The organism is Lysinibacillus parviboronicapiens, assembly GCF_003049575.1.
GTDB classification, from domain to species: Bacteria; Bacillota; Bacilli; order Bacillales_A; family Planococcaceae; genus Lysinibacillus; species Lysinibacillus parviboronicapiens.
On record NZ_PYWI01000024.1, the window covers coordinates 1 to 25,356 of the forward strand.

Sequence of the window (25,356 nt, forward strand, 5' to 3'; positions counted from 1 at the left end):
ATTCATTTTTATAATCATTATCGCTACCAGAAACGATTAAACGGCTTGAGTCCTTTAGAATTCAGGGCTCAAGCCGCTTAATACATTTTTTATTATTTCCACTGTCTACTTGACGGGGTGCAGTTCATTTTAAAGTGAGTACCTGGTCTTTTTTTGGTTATTCGTCTATTAACTCTGGACTTTGAATAAAATGACTCTTTTATAAATTAGGATTTTCCCTGTGAAGTTGCCAATAAAGTTGAACTAGTTGGGTTTCATACATAAAATGCTAATTGTAAAAATACATACGTCTTTCTGGATCAATATGTATAGTATTTAGCTAAAGTACCATATAAACTTACCTTTTGAAGTAATTGTGCTAAGCGTGAATCCATTAATTTCCGCCTTTCTTTGCCATGTAGAAATAACATATGCTAATTAAATAGGTTTGGTATAGGAAGTGTTTTGCAAAAGGCTGAAACCTTTGGTAACACAGGGAGAGGACCTTTCAGTACCTTAATATTTAATATTACTCTTTTAATTTCAAGTTTGTCATAGGGCCCAAACTGCTTGTGTTTACATTGACTTCAACTTTTATCTCTAACTCGGGAAATATCGATGACATCTTTAATGTTTTTCCATGCTTTGTAATCTTCACGGTGAAGCACATCACTAAATCCTACAATATCTGCTTGATAATTCTTTTGAATTGTATTAAGTGTTTTTCAATCGCGCCGTTAATGGAACAACTAAGGTTACCTTTGCTGTATTTTCCTAAAAGTAATTACCTTACGCCCAGTTCAAAAATATTGTATTAGTTGAATGTATTTTTGAGAGTGAAGGGCAGAGAAAAGCATGTCCCCCAAACTTAACAGGCTACTGAGATGAACGAGAAAGATATGATTATTAAACAAGGGCTTAATGGTGAACAAGAACCCATTAAAAGAATCCAACTGGATGTTGGGTTCTCATAAATGCTATTAAATTTTATATAACCTTTTTCCCTAACCAATGAGCAGTTAACACAACTGGGAAAAATAAAATACCGAAAGGTAAACTTATTAAGATAATTTTCCAAGTAATGATTTCCTGAATAAACAATGATTTATATAAAACAAAACTGTATGGGAGTATGATTATTACCGATGTGATTGCTCCAGGAGTAATAGATCGAAATAATATAGATTGCCCGATATGGGAAAATGCATGGATGAAAAAAACTAATGTTATGGCTGTGAAAAAATAGATATTGATAGCTATCCCATTAATTAAATACTGGTTGGCCATAATCGTAGAGAGACTTACAAATAAAAAGATGAATAATACTGCAACAGCAAATTGTGCTGTAGACATGGAAAATTGCTTTACTATTCTATCAGCTATTTTTGCGGGCAATCTTTCATACAGTTTATTACGATTCTTCGTTAACCATTTTTCTACCATAATAATCTCCTCGAAGTCATGGATAATAAAAAAAATGGGAAACAACCAAATAAGTGTGTGAACATTGAATGACATTTCCATAGTTATACCTCGTTTTTGTTATTTCTTTTCATCTTTTTTTACTTCTAAATAGCAGTGTTACCACGAAAATAAAAATTACTAACCATAAAGAATAGAGAAAATTATTGAGCAGAGCCCAATTTCCATTTCTGAAATACTCCCAAGCTGTTGTAAATAAAAACAGGGTTACAAAGAAAGCAATATATATGTATTTTCCGAATAATGTCATTTTAAGCACCTCGATATGTATGTTTGTAAATTATAGTTGCAGTGATGTCACACGATACGCCGTTGAATGGCCAGTAGTTTAGTAAAAGTAGAATACTGAACAATCTGTGGTTTGCGTCAGAAAAATTTTGTGTAGCAAGAGACGCTTATTTTTTACTTGGAGAGCTGAAGTATTTGGAGCTGTAGTTAACAGCTCCTTTAATAATGAATTCTCTGCCCTCGTTTAAAATTCAAGACGCATAGTATGACTCGTATCTTTGAACCCATGTTTTTCATATAAAGCTATAGCGCCGGTGTTTTCAGACAATACGTTCAACTCCAAGTAATCCAAATTGCGTTTTTCTGCCCATTTTTTCGCTTCTAATAGTAAAGCTGAACCGATTCCTTGATTTTGATATTGGCTTCCAACAATTACATCAATAATAAAGGCATAATTATGATCGATCAGACATGAATATGGTGGAGTCGTTGATTCTTGAATTAACAAAAAGCCTACTACTCGGTTATTTATATCAGCTATTAAAATATCTGATTTTTTTTCATTAATTGTATTCTTAATAAACACTACATCTTGTTTGGCGGGTTTCAAATATTTTGGTTGTAGGGCTGACATTTCAAAAAAAGCTCTTCATATAAAACCTCGATTTGTTGAATGTCATCTAGAGTGGCAATCTTTATTTTCATTGTATACCTCCTAAGTGTTTTTATCGTAAAAAGAGTGAATTGCGCCATCAAGTAATATTTTACATTATTGGTTGATTTATAGATATGATACTTTGAATTTACTTCTTAATTGTTTGAGTTGAAAGTACTGAACAATTTGTGGAACGTAAGTATAAAAAACTAAAATCGGTTCTGATTTGAAAGTATAAATACATGGTAAATTATTAATAATATATTCTTTTGTGCATTTATTATAAAATATAGTAATATTTTCTATAAATGAAATTTTATTTATGATATACTATTTTTGTTTTACTTCGAAATTGGTAGCAATCAGTTGATGAATGAGGAGGGGAATGAACATCTTCATAAGGTGTGATATGTATGAGTAAACTGAAACATTTTTTTGGAAAGTTAAATCAGATTGATATGTTTTCACCGTATTTCTTTTTACCTTTTATATTAGTGCTATATTTTTTTACTAGCTTATTTGATTGGCATAAATTTGAACAGTATAGTGTTCGTGTATCCATATGGCCAGTCGTTATTTTAGCACTTGTCTGTTATTACATAGGTGTATATTTAATCGATAAACTCCAATGGACCATTCCAACATTTGGTCTGTCGTTCTTAGGGAAATATGTAATTCATTTTATAGTTGTATTAACATTGCTTGGGTTAGTCTCCTATTTAATGATGCTATTTAGTGGTAACTTAGGGATTACCGATGAAGCCAACCGCCGTAACCTGGACCCAAAATTAAACTTCTTTAGCCAATTATTATGGTTCGGGACTTTATTGCTCTTGTCTTATAAAATGATTTTGGAAAAGAATATGACATGGAAAAGGGCAATCGTCTATGGTTCGATTTTCGCTGTAGTGATGTTCCTGTTCTTATTAATGGGCTATCGAACACCATTAATCATTATGTTATTTACGGGTATCATTATTTTCCACTATGTGGTGAAACGGGTGAAGTTAACGTGGTTCTTAACAGCATTAGTCGTTATTGGGGTATCTTTCTCTATGTTCGGATTTATCCGTGTCCTAACAGAGGATTTATCAAAGGATTTTAATAATCGTGAACAGCCAAATGTGGAATTGTCAGCAGAAGAGGAAGAGAAGCTATTAACGGCTGAACAAAAGGTAAACATGACACCTAGTTGGATGCGTGCCATCAACGCGGAAAGTGTCACAAGTCATATCGTTTTGAGTAAGATTATCGAATATACACAAGATGAAGGGTACTTAAAAGGTGAAATGCATCAGGGGATTTTTAGTACGATTTTACCTGGCGAACAAATCTCACCTCGCATGAAGGTAACGGAGGTCGTAAACTCTATTAGTGTAAAAGGCGGTATATTTATTACGCGTGAAGGACGAACAACAACCCCAACCTTTATTGGACAATTGTTCTTAGATGGTGGTTATTTATTAGTAGCAATCGGCTTCTTGTTGTATGGTGTGTTAATTTCATTAATCTATAATAAAGTGAAGCAGGAAGGGATTCGCAGTTTCCACTCTGTCGCATACGCATTTACAATTACGTTGTTTACCGTATCGATGCATACTGGTTTACTGGATTTAATCTTTATTTTAATGCTGGGTTTCGTGATTATCGCATCTTCCATCATTAAAACAGATAATCGAAAACTTCAATACTAATGCACATGGGCTGTCCTAAAGTTGGTTAACACCTGCTTTTGGTGATAGTCCATTTTTTATAGAAAAAGATAAAGTAATATTTCAAAATATGTAAATATATTGAAACTTTTAGCTGGTTTAACCGTATATGTGAGTAAAGAAGCGAGGTGGAAACACATGCTCAAGCTCATAGTATTTAGTGTCATCATGTTTAGTGTATGGTTGTTAATCGATAAGTACTTATACAAGCGTTTTCAAATTCAAAAGCAAGCAAACATGATGGATAAAACGGTTCATCGTTTACAAATAATAGTTGAAATTGTGATTCTTTTGCTATTTATAATTGGCCTAATAGGCTATTTCTATTTTACAGAAGTAAGGGAATTTCCAATAGGCTCTTTCATCTTCTTAAGTGTGGCTATCTATGGATTTCGAGCAATTATGGAGTGGCAATTTAATCGTGCGTCGAAGCGGTACATTGTAATGTTGAGCACACTTGCTTATTTTGTTAGTTATCTAAGTATTTTGTCTGTATTCATGCAATCCTAATTTAGAATAAGAAGACTGGAGAAGGGTGATAAATGATAAGAAATTGGTATTATTTTAAGATAGCCATAGTTCTGTTATTCGTAGCTATATTGCTTGCGATACCCTATCCTGATGCTTTAAATAATATCAGTGATGTGGTCCTGCTCAATGTTCCGATTGTTACACTCGAAGCTTTTCAACTAAAGAGCATACTCGCTATCATTTTCCTTATCGGATGTTTTTATTGCATTAGAAGGTCATTAAAGAAACATTTCTTATTGATGTATATAACTGCGATTTTAAGCTTTGTCTTTATTCCATCTTTCTTTGTTTGTGTCTACCAGTATACATGGGCAACAGGCATTCAGGCGATATCGTTTGATGCCTATCGCAGTGAATGTACATATGACAAGTTGGATGAAGACACTTTACAAGGGGTTTGCCAATTGACGCTACGAAATTTAAGTAAGGAAGTTGTTACGTTTCAAGTAGAATTTAATGATGCCATCTACAAGGAAGAGATGATTTTCATGAATAATAATGCACCGTATGAGGTTACGCTTCACGGACAACAAAAAAAGGTAGTGAAAATTAGGAGCGTTTTGGATATGACACAAATGGAAAATCACATTTATGACGGTAAAATAGCCAATCTCAGTATTAAGATTTCAGCAGGTCATCAACAACGGAGGATATAACAGAGGACTGTATAGGAATAGATATTCAATAAGCTATACAAAACATTACATAGCGAAAGAGAAAACGAGGGCATAAGCGCTTATTATAATTGAACTTTCTAAAATGACTAATGATGCTTGGCGTGTATGCAAGAGTCATATCCCCGATGGATTTCAATAACTGGGCCAAATTAAAAGCCTTCTCCAAATTGTGGAGAAGGCCCATTTTTTATTGCGTGATACGATTGAAAAACGCATTTACTTTTTGCATATCTGATACATGCTGGTTACATTTGTCGCTATCCGCACAAATGTAATTACTATGGTTGGTAAATGTGCCAACGATTTGACCTTTAACAGAAGTTGTAAAGAGGCCAACATCAGAGTGACGGTTGCAAATAGCGCAAATACCACGAATCGTATTGTTTGCAAAAATTCCTTTAATGGCTTTTAGTTGCTCGTCTTGCTCAATGATTACATATTTTCGATGTGTACCAGGATCATCCCAAGCTAAATAGCAAATTTGCTGAAAATCCATATCATCCAAACTTGGTAACTTTAACTTTTTTTCTTTTTTGAACAAGCTTTTAATTGTACTAGCAGTGACAGGTTTGAACGGGATGACATAGACCTTTAAACTTTCTAAATAATCTTCACCTTGTTTACGGTCTGTTACGGAAAATAGCTGCTCAATCAGCTGAGCTTCGGCAGCAGTCATTGTCACCTTTGTTGTAATTTCTGTTTCTACAATACCGCGAACGGCAAGTATAACATTCTTATCCTGAGTTGTAGCAAGTGCCTGTAAGATTTTATTCATTTGTTGCTCGAGTAAATGATAGTTGGCAACCGATAAAAACGGCTGGTTTGTTTGTTTTTCCATGTGAAATCACTCCATTTAATATAGGCTTTTTGGTTGTGGCCTAAAGAGATCATCCATTTTGTGTTATCGAAGTTAACTTAATCTAGATCTCTTTGACCTGCAAAGATGTCGTTCTAGAGCAAGCATTACAAAAGAATGCGACCATTTCGATTCCTCCTAGTAAAGAAAACTACAATTATCTTAACATTTTAAGGAAACGAAATAAAGAAAGGAGTACTTGTATATGCGATTTTTGCGAAAAAATAAATATCTATCATTTTTTATCATTTTGTTTTTCACTCAGTTAGGTGGCAAGTATTATCAAACACAAGAGGTTTATCTCGTATCGAGCTTAGGAATGGCGCTGTGGATTATCGTGGTTTATGCCTTTGTAGATTGGGCATGGGATAGTAAGGATTATACAAAAAAACAAAAAGACATCAGTCGATAAAAATAAAAAATTGGGTGATAAATCATAAAAGATGGGTGATAAAACCAATAAATTGGGCGATAAATCCAAAATCTAAAGGGATTGTCAAAACATTATAAAAAAACCTTTTAATATATCGTTATATACGATATAATCGCTCTTGACGATATATTAAAGGAGTAATAAACAATGATACAAGATATTAATAACTATTTTACAACCATTTTCTATCATCTTCACACTACCCATGAGGATGTTATTTCGCATCAGAGCGTGCGCATATTACAAATGATTCAGAAGGAAGAGGAAGTGACAGTTCGACAAATTGCAGAGCTGTTGAATATTTCACAAAATACAGCGTCTGAGCATATAAAAAAACTAGAGCGCAATGGTTGGGTGCAAAAGGAGCGGGCAGTCGATGATCAGCGTAAGGTGAATCTTCACCTAACAGCAGATGGCCTAAATGTTGTAAAGAAAAACACTGAATTAGATGATAAGAAACTGCAACATGCACTTAATCATTTATCAGCTAGTGAACAACAAACAATCTTACAGGCATTTCGTTTATTAAGTGAGGTGTCGAAATAATGTATACACTGTTAAAAATTCTTAGCTCAGCGGCAATCATTGGCATCGTGACAGAGGTTGCAAGGAGATTCCCAACTTACGGAGGTATAATTGCAGCACTACCGCTTGTTAGTATTTTAAGTATTATTTGGCTTACCGTTCAAAGTGAATCAAGTGACCATATCCAGCGATTTACGGTTGGTGTTTTGGTCGGTCTCCCGGCAACGATGGTCATGCTTTTTGTTATTTACATGGCAATGAAGTCATCTGTTCATATTGTGTTCGCTATTGGACTTGGCATCGTTTCTTGGGCAGTGTTTTTAGGTATACAAAAAGCCATTGCAGGTGTCTTTCATATTTCAATTTAGAGTAGGAGATTATATATGACAGTTGTTGCTATTTGGCAGTTGGCTCAAAATAAAGTGTTACAGTTTTTTACGGATCATTGGGGGAGCACAGAGATGGTCATATCCAGTGGCATCTATGACTGTAGTAAGTTAGATGGCTTTGCTTACGTTAATGAGGATCAGATGATGATGGGACTAGTCACCTACAAGATGCGCGGGGAGGCATGTGAAATTATTTCACTTGATAGTATCGATGGTGGAAAAGGTATTGGTTCATTACTAGTACAAGCAGTAGAAAATATTGCGATCCAAAATGACTGTACAATGATGACACTTATAACGACCAACGATAACTTACATGCCTTAAGGTTCTATCAAAAAAGAGGATATCATTTAGTTGAGATCATACAAAATGCAGTAGAGCTAGCAAGGGCTTATAAACCAGAAATCCCAGTGGTTGGCGAACACGGAATTCCGATACGTGATGAAATACTATTAAAAAAAATATTGTAAACTGCTATAGCTATAACTGATTAGACAAGGAAAATTCAATTCCACTGGCAATGATTTGCCGCTATACTTGTTGTGAAGCAAGAAAGTGAGGAATTGAATGAAAAAAATACTATTTGTGTTGTTTTTTAGTTTGTTTGTGGTGGGTGCTATTTTAATCGTCTATCTAAAAAGTAATCCACCACTTGTCATCAATGGCTATACAAGCATTGATGACAACTCAACTGTTCGATTGATTGAAATTGAAAATAAGGGTATGCGGGAAATTCAGTTACAGAGTATTGTTGTAAATGAAAAGCTCCCAGAAAGTGTTGAATTGGTTATAAGTAAGTCTGAGCCATTTGAAGCGGAAACTAAAATAGAAGGCAACCCAAACTTTACATTTCATAAATTAAAACAAGTGAAGCTTTTTCCTAGTCAATACATAGATAGACAGGCAATCGGCAAGCAGCCACAGCACTATGCTTTAAAGCTTAATACTTCTGACATCCAAAAGATATCCATTCAGTATGAATATTTAAAAATGCCGTTTACAGTTACTGCTGAATTACAAGCTACCAAATAACAATACATGAATAAGCACTTTCATACAGCTGCTTTGAATCGCTACGATTTCTCCATTTGATGGATGACTATTGTTATGCTTTCTTCTTAAGTAAGGTATCTCGTTTTTTGTCACATCATTTATGGCCATGTCATATCTTAAGATTGTTTGGTGAAACAATACCATTATACCCAAAACATGGTAATCTATTGGTAATAGTAAATGGGATTATAGGAGGGGTCTAATGGCAATAGTCATTGTTGGCGTTGCGCTAATCATTTGTATTTTTGTTACGATTTTAGTTATTGTATTTAAGCTCTCAAAAGAGGACATTAAACTGCAAGTAGTAGCTACGTGTGAAGGAAAAAATGAGTTGGAACAGGCTGTTATAAAGATATATTTTACGTTTTCAATTGGAAAACTCGTCAGTCGAAAAAAAGAAATACTTGGAAGTATTGACTGGTCAGAAGGATGGATGCCAGTGAGCTATAATTTGAAAGAGCAGGGCGTCTATCAAGAGGAAAGATTACTCGTTTCGAAGGATGAAGATACGTATGCTACTTTTGAATTTGATGCCACTAACGCTGTAGATGCACAAGGGCAAGGTGAGGGTTATGTCGTTTTAGTATTAGAAAATCCTACAAATGTTACGAGCTTTCGAGCAGGCATTGTGCTCGCTGTAACCGCCAATATGGTGACCTACCAACTTTCTGAGTCTACCAGTTGGAACCACGAGTTTGTAGTAAATCATTAAGAGAGCAAAAATGCTATTCACAGGCTGAACCTTGTGAATAGCATTTTTCTTTATCGGAATAAAATGTAAAATATAGTTTTCTACGGAACTTATTAACACCGATTTCGTAGAATATACTAAAGAAAGGACTGTGTATCGCAAATTTATACGATATTTTAAAGCACAGAATTGGCAAATAGAAAACCCTAACGTAGGATTTAGAAAACAAGCGCTTGCTGAAAAGAAGGAAAAAGAATTTGGACATATTGACGGAAAAGCTAATCATAATCTCTTTATTCATCTTAATCATACATGCCATTGAAACACTAGCATATGCAGTGCGTTTATCTGGAGCTCGTGTGAAGTTATTGGCTTCTGCACTATCACTGTTTAATGTCATGGTAATGGTATCAAGGTTAGCGAATATGATGCAACAACCCTTTACAGGGAGTTTGATAGATAAAGCACCCGAGGAAAACACGTTTGCGTTTGTAGAGCAGCAATTTCGCATTATTATAGGCTCTGCTTCACTTGGAACTCTACTAGGTATTCTGTTGTTGCCGACGTTTGTAGCTATTTTTTCAAGGGCAATTATTCATTTGTCAGAGGAAAGAGGATCAATTCCTGCACTCATGAAAAAGGGCTTTAGTATAGAATATTTTAAGCGAGGCATAAAGCATATTCGTATTCCTAGTTTTTCATACGTAAAGGGAATGAGTTGGCGCGATATCCCGTTGAAATTATTTGTCATTAATATAGTGATTACAGCCATTTATACAATCGGGGTTTTATCAGCACTGTATGCTTCTTTATTGGTGCCTGAAAGAGAGACAACGGCGGTGATGGCTTCGGGGCTTATCAATGGGGTGGCAACGATGTTATTAATAGTATTCATTGACCCGAAAATTTCAATTCTTGCAGATGATGTAATCAATGAAAGAGGCAGTTATCTTAGTCTAAAAAGAGTTTCAGTAATGATGATGGGCTCTCGTTTGTTAGGAACGATGCTAGCACAAGTTTTATTTATTCCAGGTGCCAAGTATGTAGCATGGTTGACGCAATTTATGGTGTAAATCATAGTTTTTGATGATTCAATTTAAGGAGAAGTGACATGAACCAAGAATCTGATAACCGTCCAACAAATCATTATGATGAGCAGCTTCTCGCTATTGATGAACAAATGATTCGAAAGAGAATAATGGTGAAGGGAAATAATAACATATAGGGGTGTTCAAGAAAGAAGAAAGAAGTGAAAATCAAATGAAGAAATACTACTTCCTGCTTTTGATGATGTTTATTTTATCTGCATGTAGCGGGGTTCCTCAAGAGGTCCATTATGTGGCAAAAAGTGAGCATTGGAAAGCGATATATCACAGTAATACAAATGAAGGCTTACAGCTCATATATCTTGGCGATGGACAAGGACTTGGAGATTTACATATTAATATCGAAGCAGCAAACGAGGCTTTGGATCTTTCAGATACGCGTGTAAATCGCGATGGTAAAGTGATAATTCCTAAAAAAGATACTGCTAAACTTTTCAATGATAGTGCCTCCGAAACAATGATTCAAATTAGTTGGCAATCATATGAAGAAATTTTAGATATTCAAGAATAAATCGTGGGATTTATGCGAATCATGGTGAGAACATGAAACGACTTGAGATTGAGATTATTAGCTTTATAAATAAAGAAAAAAGTAGCTCAAAATGCAAGTACACTTTATTGACCATGAATTCTTTGATACTTATTTTTGTGTCTAAAGGCCTAAGTTTTTATTACCAAATAATAAGAATAACTAAATTGCTTTTTAAATACGCTATTACGAAACGATGCTGCTAAGAAAAAGTTTTTAATATAAGGGAAAATTCCAAAAAACTTAGCGTTACCAAAAAATAACAGATTTTTTGTTGCCATAAAAATAATTTTCAATTATTGACAAGTAATGGAGTGTCCGCTATAGTAAATATCAATTTCACGAAACATTGAAATCAGCGATGATAAGGACATGAGTTTTGATTGAACGATTCACAGAGAGGGAAGTCTAGGCTGAGAACTTCCTATTGCCGCATCAAACCTTACTACCTTGGAGCAGTGCTAGGAAACTTGCACCGTATTATGCGACGTTACAAGCATAGTCAATGAGCCACTAGCTAGCGTATCTAGTGGAAATTTGGGTGGAACCACGGGTAATCAACACATACTCGTCCCTTTGTGGGACGGATATGTGTTTTTTTATTTTATCTTTATTCAGCAAAAAAACATCACCTCTGCAAGTAAGAGATGAATAAAGATGAAACTTTTGTTCCACTGGTGTATAAATTTTTGCTGAACGACGATTAAAGCCTTGGGGCAATGTCACAATATCTTTTGTGCGCGAAAGCGAAGCGGCAGCTTGCAATTACGCCAAGGCAAATTAAAGAGAAAAGGAGAAAGAACATGTCAAATCAATCAATTAACATTCAGTTTCCAGATGGTCATCAACTACTATTTACTAAAGGTGTTACACTAACCGATATTGCACAAGCGATTAGTCCAGGACTACGTAAAAAAGCAATAGCAGGGAGAGTAAATGGAACCATTGTTGATTTGACGTGCCCGATATTGGAAGATGCACAAATCACACTATACGATGCTAGCTCAAAAGAAGGAATTGAGGTTATTCGTCACTCAACAGCTCATTTATTAGCACAGGCTTTTAAGCGTTTATTTCCAACAGCACAATTTGGTGTAGGGCCAGTCATCGAAAATGGGTTTTATTATGATATTAACATTGCCCATTCTCTTGTACCTAGTGATTTACAACAAATTGAAAAAATGATGAAGCAAATTGTCCAAGAAAATATGCAAATACATCGAAAAGAAGTTACGCGAGAAGAAGCGAAACGATTATTTGCGCATGATAAGTTAAAGCTGGAGCTTTTGGAGGATATTCCTGAAAACGACATCATATCGGTTTATGAACAAGGAGACTTTTATGATTTATGTCGTGGGCCCCATGTACCTTCAACAGGTAAATTACAACACTTTAAATTAATGCATGTTTCAGGTGCATATTGGCGTGGGGACAGCCAAAATCAAATGTTACAACGTATTTATGGCGTAGCGTTTGCTACAAAAGAGGAGATGAAGGATTACTTTGTTTTCTTAGAAGAAGCAGAAAAACGCAATCATCGTAAATTAGGAAAAGAACTCGAATTGTTTATGTTTTCGGAAGAAGCACCTGGTATGCCGTTTTACTTAGCCAATGGCCAAATCATTCGCAATGAATTGGAGTCCTTTTTACGCAATCTACAAACGATATATGACTATAAAGAAGTGCGTACACCATTGATGTTGAATCAGCGCTTATGGGAACAATCAGGACATTGGGATCACTATAAAGAAAATATGTATTTTACACAGGTAGATGAGCAAAGCTTTGCTTTAAAACCAATGAATTGTCCAGGACATATGCTGATTTTTAAAAATGACCGACATTCCTACAGAGATTTACCGATTCGTATGGCTGAATTTGGTCAGGTTCATCGACACGAGTTTAGTGGTGCTTTAAATGGACTTCTACGCGTACGATCATTCTGCCAAGACGATGCGCATATTTTTGTTACACCTCAACAAATAGAAGATGAAATAGCGCTTGCTCTTAAAATTATTGATCATGTCTATCAAGTATTTGGATTTCAATACGAAATTGAACTGTCGACGCGTCCAGATGACTTTATGGGCGATATAAAACTTTGGGATCAAGCTGAAGCGGCATTAGAAAATGTACTACATCACTTAGGATATCCTTTTAACGTAAATAAAGGGGACGGGGCATTTTATGGACCAAAAATTGATATTCATATTAAAGATGCCATTAAGCGAAGTCATCAATGCGCAACGGTACAACTAGATTTTCAAATGCCAGAAAAGTTTGATCTAACATATATTAATGAACAAAATGCAAAAGTACGACCGGTCGTTATTCATCGTGCTGTCTTTGGCTCAATTGATCGTTTTTTAGGTATTTTGATTGAACATTTTGGAGGTGCCTTCCCAACGTGGTTAGCACCCCAGCAAGTCAAAATAATCGGTGTAGCGGATTCGCATCAAGATTATGTACAACAAGTAATGAGAGCCTTACAACAGGAACAAATACGTGTTAGTGTAGATAATCGTCAAGAAAAACTTGGGAAAAAGATACGTGATGCGCAGATGAAGAAGATACCGCACATTCTAGTGCTTGGTGACAAAGAATGTAGCAATGAAAGTGTAACAGTCCGAAAATACGGTCAGTCAGATTTAGTTAATATCCCACTTCGGCAGTTCATAGCGGAGGTAAAGCAAGAAATTGTGCAAAAAGAGTTGCCTGGTCGTGATGAAGAATGACTCTGATAATCTATTTCAATCATAATACTTCTAGAAACACTTTTAAATGCATATTATAAACTATAGCGATTACAAGCTACCCACTTTTCATGGTCTACTTAGCATGTAAATAGGGATTATCCTAATGATGATAGTGGCTACCGCCAAGAAGTAAAGTGTTTGTTTCGGCATCTATGACAACAAATTTATGGAATTCTTCTTGGTCATGTTGATAAAAAGAGGCTAAAAAATATACTTGTCGATTCGGATGAATAAATGTGTGATTGGAAAGATCCATTCTATCATTTGCATGATTCGTTTTCATATGAAAAGCATGCGCCACATCCGGTACGTCTTTGAATAGTATTTTTTGTCGAATACTAAACGCAGCATGGTTATATTCCTCGTAGATGGTTCTATCTAATTGGTTATAAAAATCGTCTTCTTCAAGAAATGATTTAGTTTGGTTGACAGGATATTGTAAAGTTGGACTAGATGTTTCAACAGGTGCACAAATATTGTCTGTTGAAACTTCTGGTGTAGTTTGAGGTTGAAAAAACAAGTTCGAAACGACAACCAATGTTAGAAATATTACCTGCATGATTGTACCTCCTGTTTTAGCGTTAACAGTAGGTTTCCCTAATTCTTGTTATGTATACATTGATTTACATACTTGTATATGAGGGAAGTTGTTGGCTAGGAGGCTCTATAGTAGCCGTGTAAAAAATCGAATATTGTGATAATAAAACCAGCCATGCGAACGTATATTGTGACTGGTTTTATTGTAAATAAGTATGCAAAATTAAAGTTATTTATAAAAACTCCTCCTTTTACTTACGATGCTTGCTTTAAATATCTATTCAGTAATACATCTAATTCTTGACTATAATCAACAACCTTTGGATGAGTAAATCCTAAATCCTTTGCCTTTTTGTACATAATTCTTCTTTTAATTTCAATTTCAACCTTCAAGAATTGTTTAAGTAAAAAATTTACAAACATAATTTCCTCCTATGTTTTTCTCCATATTCATGAAATAAATTCTAGTGGCCTCGATTCAACTTTTTCATTGTATATCACTTAAATTAAAAAAAATGTCATATTGTGTATCGGAATAGAAATTCGTAAATTAGTCACATATAAGCGGCTTAATTCTTAGTAGGGAATAAAAATCAATAGAATACAATTAGTTCTTTTTAATTAATATATTTCTTTTTTAATGGTATTTTTTTATATTTTTTTAACTGATACTACTGTTTTTTAGCCTTTTAAGAATGAGGAGTTTTAGAAAACATTAAGAATACAATATGTAGAATTAATTACTTTTTTCCTATGTTTAATGTTAACTAAAAAAATGTTGAAAGTTAACAAAATTTATTCTGCTACATATCTTGTCAGAATTTATCAAATAACCTTTTATGTTGTTTATTGATTGAAAAACTTCTCTGTTTTGAGAGCGAAATTTTAAAAAGTAGATACAAGATTGTATATTTCTGTAATAAATGGGTTATAACAGGTTTTGGTCGATGTTGAATAATGCAAGGTGTAACGTATAGACATAGTGTTTGTGGATCGAGAACAATGTAACTCAATTTTTTCGCGATAAAACGATTCATGCTGTTTACGCAAGTCCTTATAGAGAGCTATTCAGAGGTTGAAGAAAAAGCGAAAGAGCATAATGGAACGTATACTAGCGGAAGGACAAATCAGTGATTTCGACGATGACATTTTCAGTTATATAGCAATCCTGCATATGCATTTGCAGGGGAGTCGAATAATATGGCAAAAGGATAAGCTGTGAATGGTTGGAACAAGTGATTTTAGCGCAACCAATTGAGCACATAGTTTTAGCATCACATAGCAATTATTATGGTTCTAATGATGTAATATATTGATTCGCATTTTGGTTATAAATTAGGAAAGAATTTGGGAGGGAGGCAGCTTGAAGTGGATATAGAACTGAAAGAACAAATTTTAAAACTTGAAGAACAATTAATGTATGCTAGAAAAAACGATTTTGAAAACATACTGTCCGATTATTATGTGGAGTTTGGTAGTTCAGGTATGAAGTATGATAAGGCTTTTTTAGATGAAAATCAGGCTTACATAAATTACTGTATTTAATTACAGATTTTACTGTTATACAATTAGCACCGAATATTATCCATTCCACCTATGGTACGAAGACAATTGCAAATGGTAAAAAATTTTAAGAAGTTCCATTTGGCTGTTCGAAAATGCTAGGGAATGATATAAAAATAAAACTAGGGATGTTGCATACGTGAGCTTATAATTTTTACATAGATAACGCACGCATTCAATTAGTTTTGAATGCGTGCGCTGTTGTTTCATCTACTTAATTCAGACCACTCTTCACGTAATAGACCAAATAACACAATATCATGAAATTTGCCGAAGCGGAAAAGCTCATGACGTAGGACGCCTTCTTTTGTAAAGCCGCATTTTTCGTAGGAGCGTATGGCTGATCCGTTAAAGCTGAATACTTGGAGTTTAATTTTGTTTATCGCGATGTAATCAAAGATAAATGTGATAAGGGTCCGCATAGCATCTGTCCCAAATCCTTTTCCTTGCCATCCTTCACCTATTGAAATCCCCACAAAACAAGTACTGTTTTTCCAATTAATTGCATAGACACCGCAGGAACCAATAAGCTGTTGAGAAGTTTTTTCAAAAATACCAAAGATGAATTCTTCTTTTTTGCCACTAATGCTTTGAAAGAATGAAGCATGGTCTTCAAATGTATTTGGAAATGGCATCTCATCGTTAGCAAGTAACAAAGTGCTATTTTCGCTCTCGATTTTTACAAATGTCTCAAGGTCAGACGAAGTCATTTGCTTTAAAGTAATCAATTGACCTTCAAGAAAATCCTTTAAATATTGTTCCATTGTATATTTTCCCTTGTTCAAGGGTTGCAGTAAAATTACATCCCTTGGATAATTTGATTGACAAAACAAACATCTACTGCACTTTTCACAATCATATTCACAACTCCTTAAAATAGCATAAACAAATACTAGCATATATAGAATTTTTTGAAAATATTATTATAGTTGAAATAGAAGCTAATAAAATAGGGAACTATTTTAAGTTTATTGCGTATAACAAATAAGAAGGAATTTTTATGTAAAAACCATTGAAAGGGATTCACCAGAAAAAGGAGGGTTTGAAATAGATTTTGTGAGAAACATGATGAACTTTGGCATTCGAATGATCAATGAATGTGATAAACACTGGATGGTATTTTTAATAGAAATTACTGTTTGTTACAACATAAAGAAGGGGATATAAAATGCGACAGTTTAATCGATATTTTAGTGAATTAATGCATTATTTACCAGAAAATGAACAGCTTCAATTACAACACACGACAGGAGCAAATGAAAAACAAATTAGCACCTTACTTGAAGTATTTCCACAATGTCCACAGGCGCTTATCAGTCTATTAAATGATGTGAACGGAACGTATTACTGTAAGCATGGCGAGCATACGATTTGTGTACTAGTCTTGGGCTCCGATTTATATGAATATCCTTATTATTTAAAGTCAATAGAGCAAATTATGAATGATTACCAAGTAGACAATCAGGATAGTATTTTAGATCGTTATAGTGAGTTTATAGATCAGATTGAAGTTGATGAACGTATCAATATTCATGTGCCTTTAAGAGAGCGATTATGTTTTTCAGATTGTATGAATAATGGCGGTACGTCGAGTTTATACATCGACTTTACTCCAAATGAAGGCGGAAAAGTGGGGCAAATAATTCGCTATGTACATGACCCTGATAGTTATGAGGTCATCGCACCTTCTTTTGACGTTTATCTACAGCAACTCATGGATGGGGCATACGAATTCACTGCTTTTTATGAGGACGAGCTTTGAGTAAATGTTCTGTGTTGAACAAAAATTAAAATGAATTACAGTATCTGATTGAAAAATAGATGCAATTTATTCTTAGAAAGAAGGGCTATAATGCAACTGAAATTTTATGAAGACACGGATAAGCAAATGATAGAACAGTACACGATTACCGAACAACAGCTTCGTTATACGAAGTCCCCTCAAGCTAGCATTGAACTAGCAAAAAACGAAACAAGCCGTCATGCAGTTTTAGCGATGAAAGAAGGAAAGCTCGTTACCTTTTTGGTGCTCCATGAAAAGGAAGGGGTAGTACCGTATTCGGCAAATACAGGTGCTATTTTAATCCGCTCATTTTCGACAGACTTTCATGAACAGGGGAAGGGCTACGCCAAAGAGGCATTACAATTATTACCTACTTTTGTACGAAAGTATTTTCCTGCTATAAATGAGCTTGTATTAGGCGTAGACTTGCCGAACATTGCGGCACAGGAATTGTATAAAAAATGTGGTTTTGTGGATGAGGGTGTACGCACCAAGAGTTTCGATGACGAGCTTATAGTAATGAGCTACAACCTTGGCGAAAAACAAAGTTGACTAAACATGAGGATGTTATGTGCAGGACTTCTTTTGGCTGTTATGCTGATAAAACATCAGTCGTTTGGTTTCGGCTATTAAGTAGGAGCCATGTTAGCTGGAACAGAATATTTTTAGCTTTTAAATTGTCCAAAGTGAGTAAGTATTAGTAGGATTGGAAGTGATAGACAATGAGACATCTGATGTATGCGACTATGGAGGATTTAGACGAATTAGTCACCATTGATCAACAGGTCATTGGTAGTACTAGTAGACGTGATTTCATACAAAAAGCGATTGCAGAAGGACGATGCATCATTCAAAAGACGCAACGTGCGATAGTTGGTTTTCTAATTTTCTCCACTGATTTTTTTGACTGTAGTTTTATTAATTTAGTGATTGTAAAACCCACTGAGCGGCGAAAAGGCATAGCAACCTCTTTATTAGCGTATTACGTCGAGAGGGCATCAACGCAAAAAGTATTTTCTTCCACAAATCAATCGAATACGACTATGCAAAAAGTATTTGCAACAGCAGGATTTATTAGGAGTGGCTATGTAGAAAATTTAGATGAAGATGACCCGGAAATTATCTACTTCAAATTAAGGTAGTGTAGAGTTATCAATAATAATGCTTCATCTAGAGTAGGTTTTAACCTTAAGTGGCAACCGCAAGCCCCACAGATGCAAAAAGCATCAGTGAAGCCTGCTTGGCACGCTACTAACGCTGATAAGAGAATATGGAAAATCAATTGTTCCGGTAGCAATCATGCACGGCATGATGAATGTATTTTATTTAAGTGCAGGGCAATTGTCCTTGTCCATGGATAGCCAAGAAGTGTTAAAAGCTACTGGACTATTGTTGGCTCTACTAGTATGTAGTTACTTTGTACGCCATAAATATGTCACAATTAACAATAAATATAAGGAATTATAGTTAAAAAATGGCACCTGTTTTAGCTGGTCGACGTTCCTGTTATAGGCGAAGTGATTGACAGCTTCTCCTATAAAAAGAATGTTGGGGGAATTTAATTGAGTACAGAACAGATTTTAAGTTTAAGTAGCAATGCGTTGTTTCTTGCATTTATCTTGCTATTAATTGCTATTTTACCGTTAGGGCTTGCTGTGAAATCGAAGGGTAAAATGTTTAAGCGTCTAGGACTTGTTCTTACATATATCGCTTTTGCTTTACAATTAAGCTATTTCATTTTAAGGTGGAATGCTGTCGAGCATGCACCAGTCAGTAATATGTATGAGTTTATGACGTTTTTTGGCATTATGCTTACTGGTAGTTTCTTAATCATTCATTATTTGTATAAACAAAGCGTTGTAGGTTTGTTTACCATTCCAGTTTCGTTAATCATTATTGGCTATGGGAGTGTGTTTGCCAAAGAGGTGACACCACTTGTACCTTCACTTCAAAGTCACTGGTTAACAATTCATGTTATGACCGTTGCATTTTCTAGTGCGATTTTATCTATCTCCTTTGCAACAGGCATCATTTACTTATTGAGAACGTTGGATGTTACCAAGAAATCAATCAGTACCTATGCATTAGAATTTGTGATGTATTGTTTAGTTGTTGTGATTGGCTTTATTGGCGTCTCCACGGTGTTCAACTTAACGACTGATGCAGTCAATATTCACTTTGAAAATGCGCAAGGGGACGGTGAAAAAGCAATTTATACAATGATGCCGCTTATCGTCAGTAAAGGTGCTACGACAGAAAGCGGGGAATCAATCGGCATGTTTAAGATCACAAATACTGTTGATGCGAAAAAGCTGAATTCCATCGTCTGGGCATTTATTGTAGGTACTATTTTATATAGTATTATTCGACTCGTCTCGAGAAAACCAATTTCGGTATTAATCAAACCATTAACAAACCGTGTGCAGCCGAATTTGATGGATGAAATTTCATATAGAGCGGTTGTCATTGGATTTCCCTTGTTTGCTCTTGGGGGACTATTATTTGCCATGATTTGGGCACAAATCGCTTGGAGTCGATACTGGGGCTGGGACCCGAAAGAGGTTTGGGCACTCATCACATTTTTATACTACGCAGCCTTTCTACATTTCCGACTCTCGAAGGGTTGGGAAGGAGAAAAAACGGCTTGGCTTGCGATTATCGGCTTTGGCATTATAGTCTTTAACCAAGTGTTTGTTAATTTAGTTATCGCTGGTTTGCATTCCTATGCGTAAAAGTTGCAGGAGGTATAGGGATGCGCTATTTTTAAAAGCTGAATGTGGTAAGCTCTCTTAGGTTTTTTGTTCTGTACGTCAATAGAATTACAATTGAATTATTATCGTATATTACGATTAACAAGGCTGGGACAGCAAAAATGTAGACACCCTCTTGGTGATCGTTCACATCATGGGTCTAGCTGCTGTAAGCTTGCTACTTGTATGTATAGACATGTAAATGGCTAGGGGATAGGAAAGCGAATGATTGGACAATGATTCTTTGGTTACCTTATTCACTATTATTAATCATCCTATTCGTCACTGCTTTTCAAGATAACAGATCAGAGAGATAGGCCAGCACCTGTACAAGGACTATTAGTAATGGCTCAACTCATATGCTACCCTGTCTATATTTGTATATTTTGAATATTCTGAGTGATGGTTCTAAGACTGATGTAGTACAGGGAGAAAAAAGTTAAAAGAGACATCCATATTTGGATGTCTCTTGGATTTTAAACTGTTAATTCTTTAAGGAGAATTAAAGTTTCACAACGTTAGTAGCTTGAGGGCCACGGTTGCCTTCTTCAACGCCGAATTCTACTTTTTGACCTTCTTCTAGTGTTTTGAAACCTTCAGATTGGATAGCAGAGAAGTGTACGAATACATCGTTTCCACCTTCTACTTCGATGAAGCCAAAACCTTTTTCTGCGTTAAACCATTTTACTGTACCTTGTGTCATTTGAAAAACCTCCAAAAATAAATTCAACAATCATATTCCTTCACACTGTAAAAAAAACACATAACCAAAGATCGCATGAAAACGTCACTTTCGCCTGCATGATTTCATTGTTTACGATGAAGCAATTTAATTATTGCTTTTATTATATAACAGATTTATACATTTATCCAGCATATTCCGTTTTTTAGTAAGAAAAATTTACATGGGATTGTTTACAAGTATAATATTGATAAAACATCCTGAAAAACAGGGTATTATTGTTACGTTTTCCTTCTTTCGAGCTAGTAAAAGATAACATTGTTTTCATGTCATTAGTCAATCCACGCCTTTTCCTTAGCGACAATTACGGCTTCAGCTCGTGATTCAACATGAAGTCTTACAAACAGTTTCGATAAATAATTTTCAACCGTCCGTTGTGTGACACCTAGTGCGGAGGCAATAGCTTTATTGGTGTATCCTTGTGCCACAAGCTGTAAAATCTCTTGTTCTTTGTCACTCAGTAAAACTTCCTGCCGCCTATTTGGTTGGTGTGAGCGACGCTGCACAAAGTCTAAAAAGTCAGCTGACAGTAAAATTTCCCCTCGAAGTGCAGCTTGAATGGTTTGAATAACTTGTTCTTTTGTAGCAAGTTTCGATAAAAGTCCATCCACTTTTTTTTCGACGAGTAGCTCGTAATAATCAGTCAGTTCGTAACCTGTATAGAGCAAAATTATCGCTTCGGGTTGCTTTTTTTTAATCATCTCTGAAAGGTGGATGCCATTGAGAGGCTTCATATTAATATCAATTAAAAAGAGCTGGAATGTTTGCATGTCCATTCTTGAAAGCACGGCAGCACTGTCTTGTTCTGTTTCGATTTGTACATTTACTAAATCCTGTAATAATGTTTTTGTGCCATCTAAAACAACAGGATGATCATCTACAATTAGGATGTTAATCATTTATTTTTTCGCCTTCCTCTTGTATTTTGATATTTATATGCATGCCTTCATTTGGTTTGGAGGTTATGGATATGTGACCGTTAAAGGCGCGAACACGTTCACGAATACCGTTGATACCCATGGAAGCTGAAGATTTCATTAAATCTTCGATATCACAGCCTATGCCGTTATCATCATAGTGCAGTTCAAAGCCATGCTCTATTGCAACAAGTCTCAGGGAAACTTCTGTAGCTTCCGCATGTTTAATAGCGTTATTGAGTAGTTCTTGAACAAGACGATAGACGACTAAGTGTAATGATAAATCTTGAAAATGGACACGTTCTATCTGTGTACTCAGTAAAAAGTTTGCCCGAATATTTACCTTTTGTACAAGTTTTTTTAGCGCAATTTGTAAACCAAAAGTATCGAGTAGGGGAGGGCTTAAATTTTCACAATACTCTCGTAAATCTTTGGTCGCATTCAGAAGTTGCTCTCGAATAGCTCGCACCTTCTCTCCTTGAATGGTTGATGAACCTGCGAGTACATCAAGCTCTCGGGCCAAATGGAGTTGCTCTTGTAAAATAGTGTCGTGTAATTCCTGTGCTAAAATGCTCTTTTCTTTTTCGATAATATTCCATAATAATTTATCTAACCAAGGTAACTGTGTTTCATTGGTCACTTTCATATGTTGAATATCAAGCACTAAATCCTCGATCAGCTTCAAACTATCCATAAACATAGAAACGTAAAGAGCGAGTAATTCTAACCAAAGCAGCTCTTCTTTTTGCAATGTATGGCTAATCAATAACACAATTTTTTCATCCGCTGTATCATATAAAAGTAGCTGTGTCGTCTGATTCCTTGTATTAATTTCACCGCGTGATAAAGGAACATGTTGTGAAATAGTTTCAATGGAAAATGCTGTTGTGCCAAGTTTTTCAGTTATTTCATATGTGAAGCGGGCCAGTAATTCCTGCTGATTTTTCGCCTTGCCCATTCTGTTCACCGCGGCATATAAATTATGTACATAATCGCCATTGGATGAAAATATAACTTTTCGATGTTTAAAATCAAGTTGCTCTTTTACATAGAAGCTTGCAAGATTTACTAAAAAAATGAGGGCAAAAATCGCCGTTAGCAAAGTGAATGAAAGTTGTTCCACTAAGAAAATAGAGATGCCAAGTGTCAAGATAAGCGCACTAAAAAATGCCAGTGCACAGTAATATCTGAATCGGGATAATTGGTACTCAATATCAAATAAACGCTCATTTACTTGAATGAAAATAAAAGAAAAAGGTATGAATAGTAAAAATAATGCAGTGAATTCTGCTGGTAAAATCGGCGGATAGTGTAAAATTTCTGGAACTACAAATAACAGTAAAAACGGTAGGAAAGGAATGATTAATGCGATGGCTATTAATCGTATTTTTACTGATTGTGTTCGGATATAGCTAGTGATTAATATAGCAAGTGCATAAAGAACAAGTATACCAAACAAACCTAGAATCACAATTGGTGTGATTTGATTAAAACGAGAATCAACGAATTCCATAAGATAACAGCATGTTAGTAATATGGGTAGTAAATAGAGCCATTTCGAATGGAAAGAGGGCCATTTTATATGGAGATAGTAGAAATAATGTTGCAAAAAATGAATGAACAGCACTAAGCAAAATACGATGCAATAGCCTATGACCATCTTGCCAATTATATCTCCTCTGCTAGAGGCACCAATACTTGTGTAAGCTAAAGAACACGTTAATAAAAATAGTGTAAGTAGGTTAGTGATTTGATTTTCTTTAGGACGTTTCCATAAAAAGATGGCCACGCCAAAGGACAGCAAAAAATATAACAGGGGAAAAACAATATGTACAAACAGCTCTTCTGGTATATCTGTATGCTTGATTTTAATGGAATGGATGACTCCATTTGCCTTTTTAATGGATAATTCTTTTGCGCTTCTAAAAATATGTGGTTTTCCCTCCATTATTTTTTCTTCAGCAAGTTGGCCATCGATGGTAAGTAAGATGTCCCCTTTTTCAATATTTTGTTGCTGTGCCCAATCCGTATAATAAGATTTTACAATGACTGGTTGACCGTTTGCTGTATCTACTAAAATTCCGATGAAGGGGGTTTGGATAGCAATTACAAGCACATAGATACCAAGGAGTAAGTAGGTGATAAAAATACTGCAGGTTAATTTGCTCATGTACATCTCTCTTTAATGTTTAATAAATTCATGTTCATTTCTCATTTCTCTAAAATTGTATGCTATATATTATGCGTAATTTTTGATAATTATGGAAGACCGAAAAGGCGATTTTCGGAAAACCACTAACAGTTTTTCGGAAAAGCGAAATGGTGTTTTCGGTCAAGTATATGCTAGTGTGTACATAGCAAACGTGACGGGAAGGGGGCGTAGTGTGAAAAAATATCGAATGTCATTTATTCTGTTTTTCCTCGTTGCTTTACTAGCGTATCCTACGATGACAACAGCCGAAACAAAGAAAATAGATGCTGTAGAAGTGGATATTTGCATTATTGGTGGTGACAATCATTTTGTCTACAAGATTCCCAAGCATTTACATAATGATACGACTTATTTTGAAATGAAGGATTACATAGAAACCTCCTTATCCAGCCATTGGAAGGTTGAGGATGCCCATTATGAAACAAATCAATCGAATGTGGCATATACATTTTTTATTGAGGATTTATTTCAAGAGAGACAAAATGGTCAACTAAAGATATCGATACCATACAGTATCTTAGTGGGAATGTTTGGTGAAGATGAAGGCATCCAATTACGCATTATGGCAAGTAAATTAACAAATTGGAAGGTCAATGCAAAAGAATGGACTTCGCTCGGTTTTGTTCAACCATTTACATTTTTAAGTGAACGTGAATATGTCTTTGAAGGTGCCGTCAACGAGCTATTACAACAGCGAGTGGGTCATTTAGATGGGTCCTTCGCGAAAGGACAAATGATACTCTATAGTGTTATCTATTTTAGTTTCATTCTTGTGCAAGTGGCAAGTTGTCTGTTTTTAGCAAGACGCTTAAAAAATCGAATCCTTCAGTTTCCCGAGGAGATTCAGCATTTTAGAAAGCTTAATTATATGTACCAGATAATACCGTTGATGATCATAACTGCGCAAATTGTATTTCTTCTAATGTCTGGATTATTGACAGCGTTTGGGCTCTACTTTAACCCAGGAATTGATTTGTTATTTATTGTTGGACCAGTTTTACTTAATATTATTGTGTTACCTATGTTTTTTGTGACGACAGAGCGTGAAATTTCCAAGGAACTGCGCAATAATTCGGTAGGCACGGGTATGTAATGAAAAAATTTTAACACAAGTTATTATGGCAAAAAAAAAATGCAGTTGGATGCACCTGACTTTTCCAATTCTAACAGGTGAAAGTTGCACACCGATTTTCCTTTTTTGGCGTTCAAATGAAGTTTTTGATGGTATAATGGTCAACAGCATATTTGA

The 25,356-nt window shown here is 35.2% G+C and carries 28 protein-coding genes and 1 pseudogene; 19 read left to right on the forward strand and 10 right to left on the reverse strand.

Going from position 1 to position 25,356, the window contains the following annotated elements; all coding sequences use genetic code 11:
* A complete protein-coding gene (locus tag C9J35_RS24905; RefSeq protein ID WP_369122291.1) occupies window positions 1-81 on the forward strand; it encodes an IS3 family transposase in 81 nt (26 codons plus the stop codon).
* Window positions 82-566: 485 nt separating this feature from the next.
* Here the strand turns inward: C9J35_RS24905 and C9J35_RS24910 are convergent.
* The 3 genes and pseudogenes from C9J35_RS24910 to C9J35_RS17460 form a co-directional block, all read right to left on the reverse strand.
* Window positions 567-692, reverse strand: a pseudogene (locus tag C9J35_RS24910) (Ger(x)C family spore germination C-terminal domain-containing protein); the annotation flags it as partial.
* Between the two features lie 274 nt (window positions 693-966).
* A complete protein-coding gene (locus C9J35_RS17450) occupies window positions 967-1,503 on the reverse strand; it encodes an HXXEE domain-containing protein (protein ID WP_167396002.1) in 537 nt (178 codons plus the stop codon).
* A gap of 430 nt (window positions 1,504-1,933) precedes the next feature.
* Complete coding sequence (locus C9J35_RS17460) at window positions 1,934-2,323, reverse strand: GNAT family N-acetyltransferase (protein WP_235616351.1); 390 nt, start codon at window positions 2,321-2,323, stop codon at window positions 1,934-1,936.
* Window positions 2,324-2,757: 434 nt separating this feature from the next.
* Here C9J35_RS17460 and C9J35_RS17465 point away from each other — a divergent pair, with 434 nt between their 5' ends.
* The 3 genes from C9J35_RS17465 to C9J35_RS17475 all read left to right on the forward strand — a co-directional run bounded on the left by C9J35_RS17465 (window position 2,758) and on the right by C9J35_RS17475 (window position 5,243).
* Complete coding sequence (locus C9J35_RS17465) at window positions 2,758-4,038, forward strand: oligosaccharide repeat unit polymerase (RefSeq protein WP_107925572.1); 1,281 nt, start codon at window positions 2,758-2,760, stop codon at window positions 4,036-4,038.
* A 156-nt stretch (window positions 4,039-4,194) separates the two neighbouring features.
* A complete protein-coding gene (locus tag C9J35_RS17470; RefSeq protein WP_054768356.1) occupies window positions 4,195-4,566 on the forward strand; it encodes a DUF4181 domain-containing protein in 372 nt (123 codons plus the stop codon).
* Window positions 4,567-4,598: 32 nt separating this feature from the next.
* Entirely contained in the window at window positions 4,599-5,243 is a 645-nt protein-coding gene (locus C9J35_RS17475; RefSeq protein ID WP_107925574.1) for a hypothetical protein, read from the forward strand.
* Between the two features lie 208 nt (window positions 5,244-5,451).
* Here C9J35_RS17475 and C9J35_RS17480 read toward each other — a convergent pair whose 3' ends face one another.
* The gene (locus C9J35_RS17480; RefSeq protein ID WP_107925576.1) at window positions 5,452-6,102 is read right to left on the reverse strand and encodes a FusB/FusC family EF-G-binding protein; all 651 of its coding nucleotides are present in this window, start codon (window positions 6,100-6,102) and stop codon (window positions 5,452-5,454) included.
* Window positions 6,103-6,325: 223 nt separating this feature from the next.
* On the opposite strand from C9J35_RS17480, the gene C9J35_RS17485 reads away from it, so the two are divergent.
* The 9 genes from C9J35_RS17485 to thrS all read left to right on the forward strand — a co-directional run bounded on the left by C9J35_RS17485 (window position 6,326) and on the right by thrS (window position 13,582).
* Window positions 6,326-6,532 carry a hypothetical protein gene (locus C9J35_RS17485; protein WP_107925578.1) on the forward strand — a complete coding sequence of 69 codons (207 nt, stop codon included), beginning with the start codon at window positions 6,326-6,328 and terminating at the stop codon, window positions 6,530-6,532.
* Window positions 6,533-6,700: 168 nt separating this feature from the next.
* Window positions 6,701-7,099 carry a MarR family winged helix-turn-helix transcriptional regulator gene (locus C9J35_RS17490; RefSeq protein WP_054768358.1) on the forward strand — a complete coding sequence of 133 codons (399 nt, stop codon included), beginning with the start codon at window positions 6,701-6,703 and terminating at the stop codon, window positions 7,097-7,099.
* Window positions 7,099-7,446 (forward strand): DUF3147 family protein, encoded by a 348-nt coding sequence (locus tag C9J35_RS17495; protein ID WP_054768359.1) that lies wholly within the window; start codon window positions 7,099-7,101, stop codon window positions 7,444-7,446. Before C9J35_RS17490 ends, C9J35_RS17495 begins: the two co-directional genes overlap by 1 nt.
* Before the next feature lie 15 nt (window positions 7,447-7,461).
* A complete protein-coding gene (locus C9J35_RS17500; protein WP_107925580.1) occupies window positions 7,462-7,938 on the forward strand; it encodes a GNAT family N-acetyltransferase in 477 nt (158 codons plus the stop codon).
* Between the two features lie 97 nt (window positions 7,939-8,035).
* A complete protein-coding gene (locus C9J35_RS17505; protein WP_107925582.1) occupies window positions 8,036-8,500 on the forward strand; it encodes a hypothetical protein in 465 nt (154 codons plus the stop codon).
* A 223-nt stretch (window positions 8,501-8,723) separates the two neighbouring features.
* A complete protein-coding gene (locus tag C9J35_RS17510; RefSeq protein WP_107925584.1) occupies window positions 8,724-9,233 on the forward strand; it encodes a hypothetical protein in 510 nt (169 codons plus the stop codon).
* A 236-nt stretch (window positions 9,234-9,469) separates the two neighbouring features.
* Window positions 9,470-10,285: a lipid II flippase Amj family protein gene (locus tag C9J35_RS17515; protein WP_193767205.1), complete on the forward strand. Its 816-nt coding sequence runs from the start codon at window positions 9,470-9,472 to the stop codon at window positions 10,283-10,285.
* Between the two features lie 187 nt (window positions 10,286-10,472).
* A complete protein-coding gene (locus C9J35_RS17520; RefSeq protein WP_153062969.1) occupies window positions 10,473-10,829 on the forward strand; it encodes a membrane lipoprotein lipid attachment site-containing protein in 357 nt (118 codons plus the stop codon).
* 821 nt (window positions 10,830-11,650) lie between these two features.
* A complete protein-coding gene (gene thrS / locus C9J35_RS17525; RefSeq protein ID WP_107925588.1) occupies window positions 11,651-13,582 on the forward strand; it encodes a threonine--tRNA ligase in 1,932 nt (643 codons plus the stop codon).
* Between the two features lie 121 nt (window positions 13,583-13,703).
* On the opposite strand, the gene C9J35_RS17530 is transcribed toward thrS, so the two are convergent.
* Window positions 13,704-14,162 carry a hypothetical protein gene (locus C9J35_RS17530; RefSeq protein WP_107925590.1) on the reverse strand — a complete coding sequence of 153 codons (459 nt, stop codon included), beginning with the start codon at window positions 14,160-14,162 and terminating at the stop codon, window positions 13,704-13,706.
* 233 nt (window positions 14,163-14,395) lie between these two features.
* The gene (locus C9J35_RS17535; RefSeq protein ID WP_054768363.1) at window positions 14,396-14,563 is read right to left on the reverse strand and encodes an aspartyl-phosphate phosphatase Spo0E family protein; all 168 of its coding nucleotides are present in this window, start codon (window positions 14,561-14,563) and stop codon (window positions 14,396-14,398) included.
* Between the two features lie 945 nt (window positions 14,564-15,508).
* On the opposite strand from C9J35_RS17535, the gene C9J35_RS24295 reads away from it, so the two are divergent.
* A complete protein-coding gene (locus C9J35_RS24295) occupies window positions 15,509-15,685 on the forward strand; it encodes a hypothetical protein (RefSeq protein WP_235616352.1) in 177 nt (58 codons plus the stop codon).
* A gap of 224 nt (window positions 15,686-15,909) precedes the next feature.
* On the opposite strand, the gene C9J35_RS17545 is transcribed toward C9J35_RS24295, so the two are convergent.
* Window positions 15,910-16,467 (reverse strand): GNAT family N-acetyltransferase, encoded by a 558-nt coding sequence (locus C9J35_RS17545; RefSeq protein ID WP_107925592.1) that lies wholly within the window; start codon window positions 16,465-16,467, stop codon window positions 15,910-15,912.
* 404 nt (window positions 16,468-16,871) lie between these two features.
* On the opposite strand from C9J35_RS17545, the gene C9J35_RS17550 reads away from it, so the two are divergent.
* The 4 genes from C9J35_RS17550 (at window position 16,872) to ccsB (ending at window position 20,218) form a co-directional block, all read left to right on the forward strand.
* On the forward strand, window positions 16,872-17,465 hold the full coding sequence (locus C9J35_RS17550) for an SMI1/KNR4 family protein (protein WP_054768364.1): 594 nt from the start codon (window positions 16,872-16,874) through the stop codon (window positions 17,463-17,465).
* Window positions 17,466-17,555: 90 nt separating this feature from the next.
* Window positions 17,556-18,038: a GNAT family N-acetyltransferase gene (locus C9J35_RS17555; RefSeq protein ID WP_107925594.1), complete on the forward strand. Its 483-nt coding sequence runs from the start codon at window positions 17,556-17,558 to the stop codon at window positions 18,036-18,038.
* Between the two features lie 170 nt (window positions 18,039-18,208).
* A complete protein-coding gene (locus tag C9J35_RS17560) occupies window positions 18,209-18,628 on the forward strand; it encodes a GNAT family N-acetyltransferase (RefSeq protein ID WP_107925596.1) in 420 nt (139 codons plus the stop codon).
* Between the two features lie 420 nt (window positions 18,629-19,048).
* The gene (gene ccsB, locus C9J35_RS17565; protein WP_107925598.1) at window positions 19,049-20,218 is read left to right on the forward strand and encodes a c-type cytochrome biogenesis protein CcsB; all 1,170 of its coding nucleotides are present in this window, start codon (window positions 19,049-19,051) and stop codon (window positions 20,216-20,218) included.
* A 520-nt stretch (window positions 20,219-20,738) separates the two neighbouring features.
* Here the strand turns inward: ccsB and C9J35_RS17570 are convergent.
* The 3 genes from C9J35_RS17570 to C9J35_RS17580 all read right to left on the reverse strand — a co-directional run bounded on the left by C9J35_RS17570 (window position 20,739) and on the right by C9J35_RS17580 (window position 24,065).
* Complete coding sequence (locus C9J35_RS17570; RefSeq protein ID WP_010859201.1) at window positions 20,739-20,939, reverse strand: cold-shock protein; 201 nt, start codon at window positions 20,937-20,939, stop codon at window positions 20,739-20,741.
* A 311-nt stretch (window positions 20,940-21,250) separates the two neighbouring features.
* Entirely contained in the window at window positions 21,251-21,877 is a 627-nt protein-coding gene (locus C9J35_RS17575) for a response regulator transcription factor (protein ID WP_107925600.1), read from the reverse strand.
* Window positions 21,870-24,065: a sensor histidine kinase gene (locus tag C9J35_RS17580; protein ID WP_107925602.1), complete on the reverse strand. Its 2,196-nt coding sequence runs from the start codon at window positions 24,063-24,065 to the stop codon at window positions 21,870-21,872. The genes C9J35_RS17575 and C9J35_RS17580 overlap by 8 nt, the downstream gene beginning before the upstream one ends.
* A gap of 214 nt (window positions 24,066-24,279) precedes the next feature.
* Here C9J35_RS17580 and C9J35_RS17585 point away from each other — a divergent pair, with 214 nt between their 5' ends.
* Window positions 24,280-25,200: a hypothetical protein gene (locus tag C9J35_RS17585; RefSeq protein WP_107925604.1), complete on the forward strand. Its 921-nt coding sequence runs from the start codon at window positions 24,280-24,282 to the stop codon at window positions 25,198-25,200.
* Window positions 25,201-25,356 lie beyond the last annotated feature (156 nt).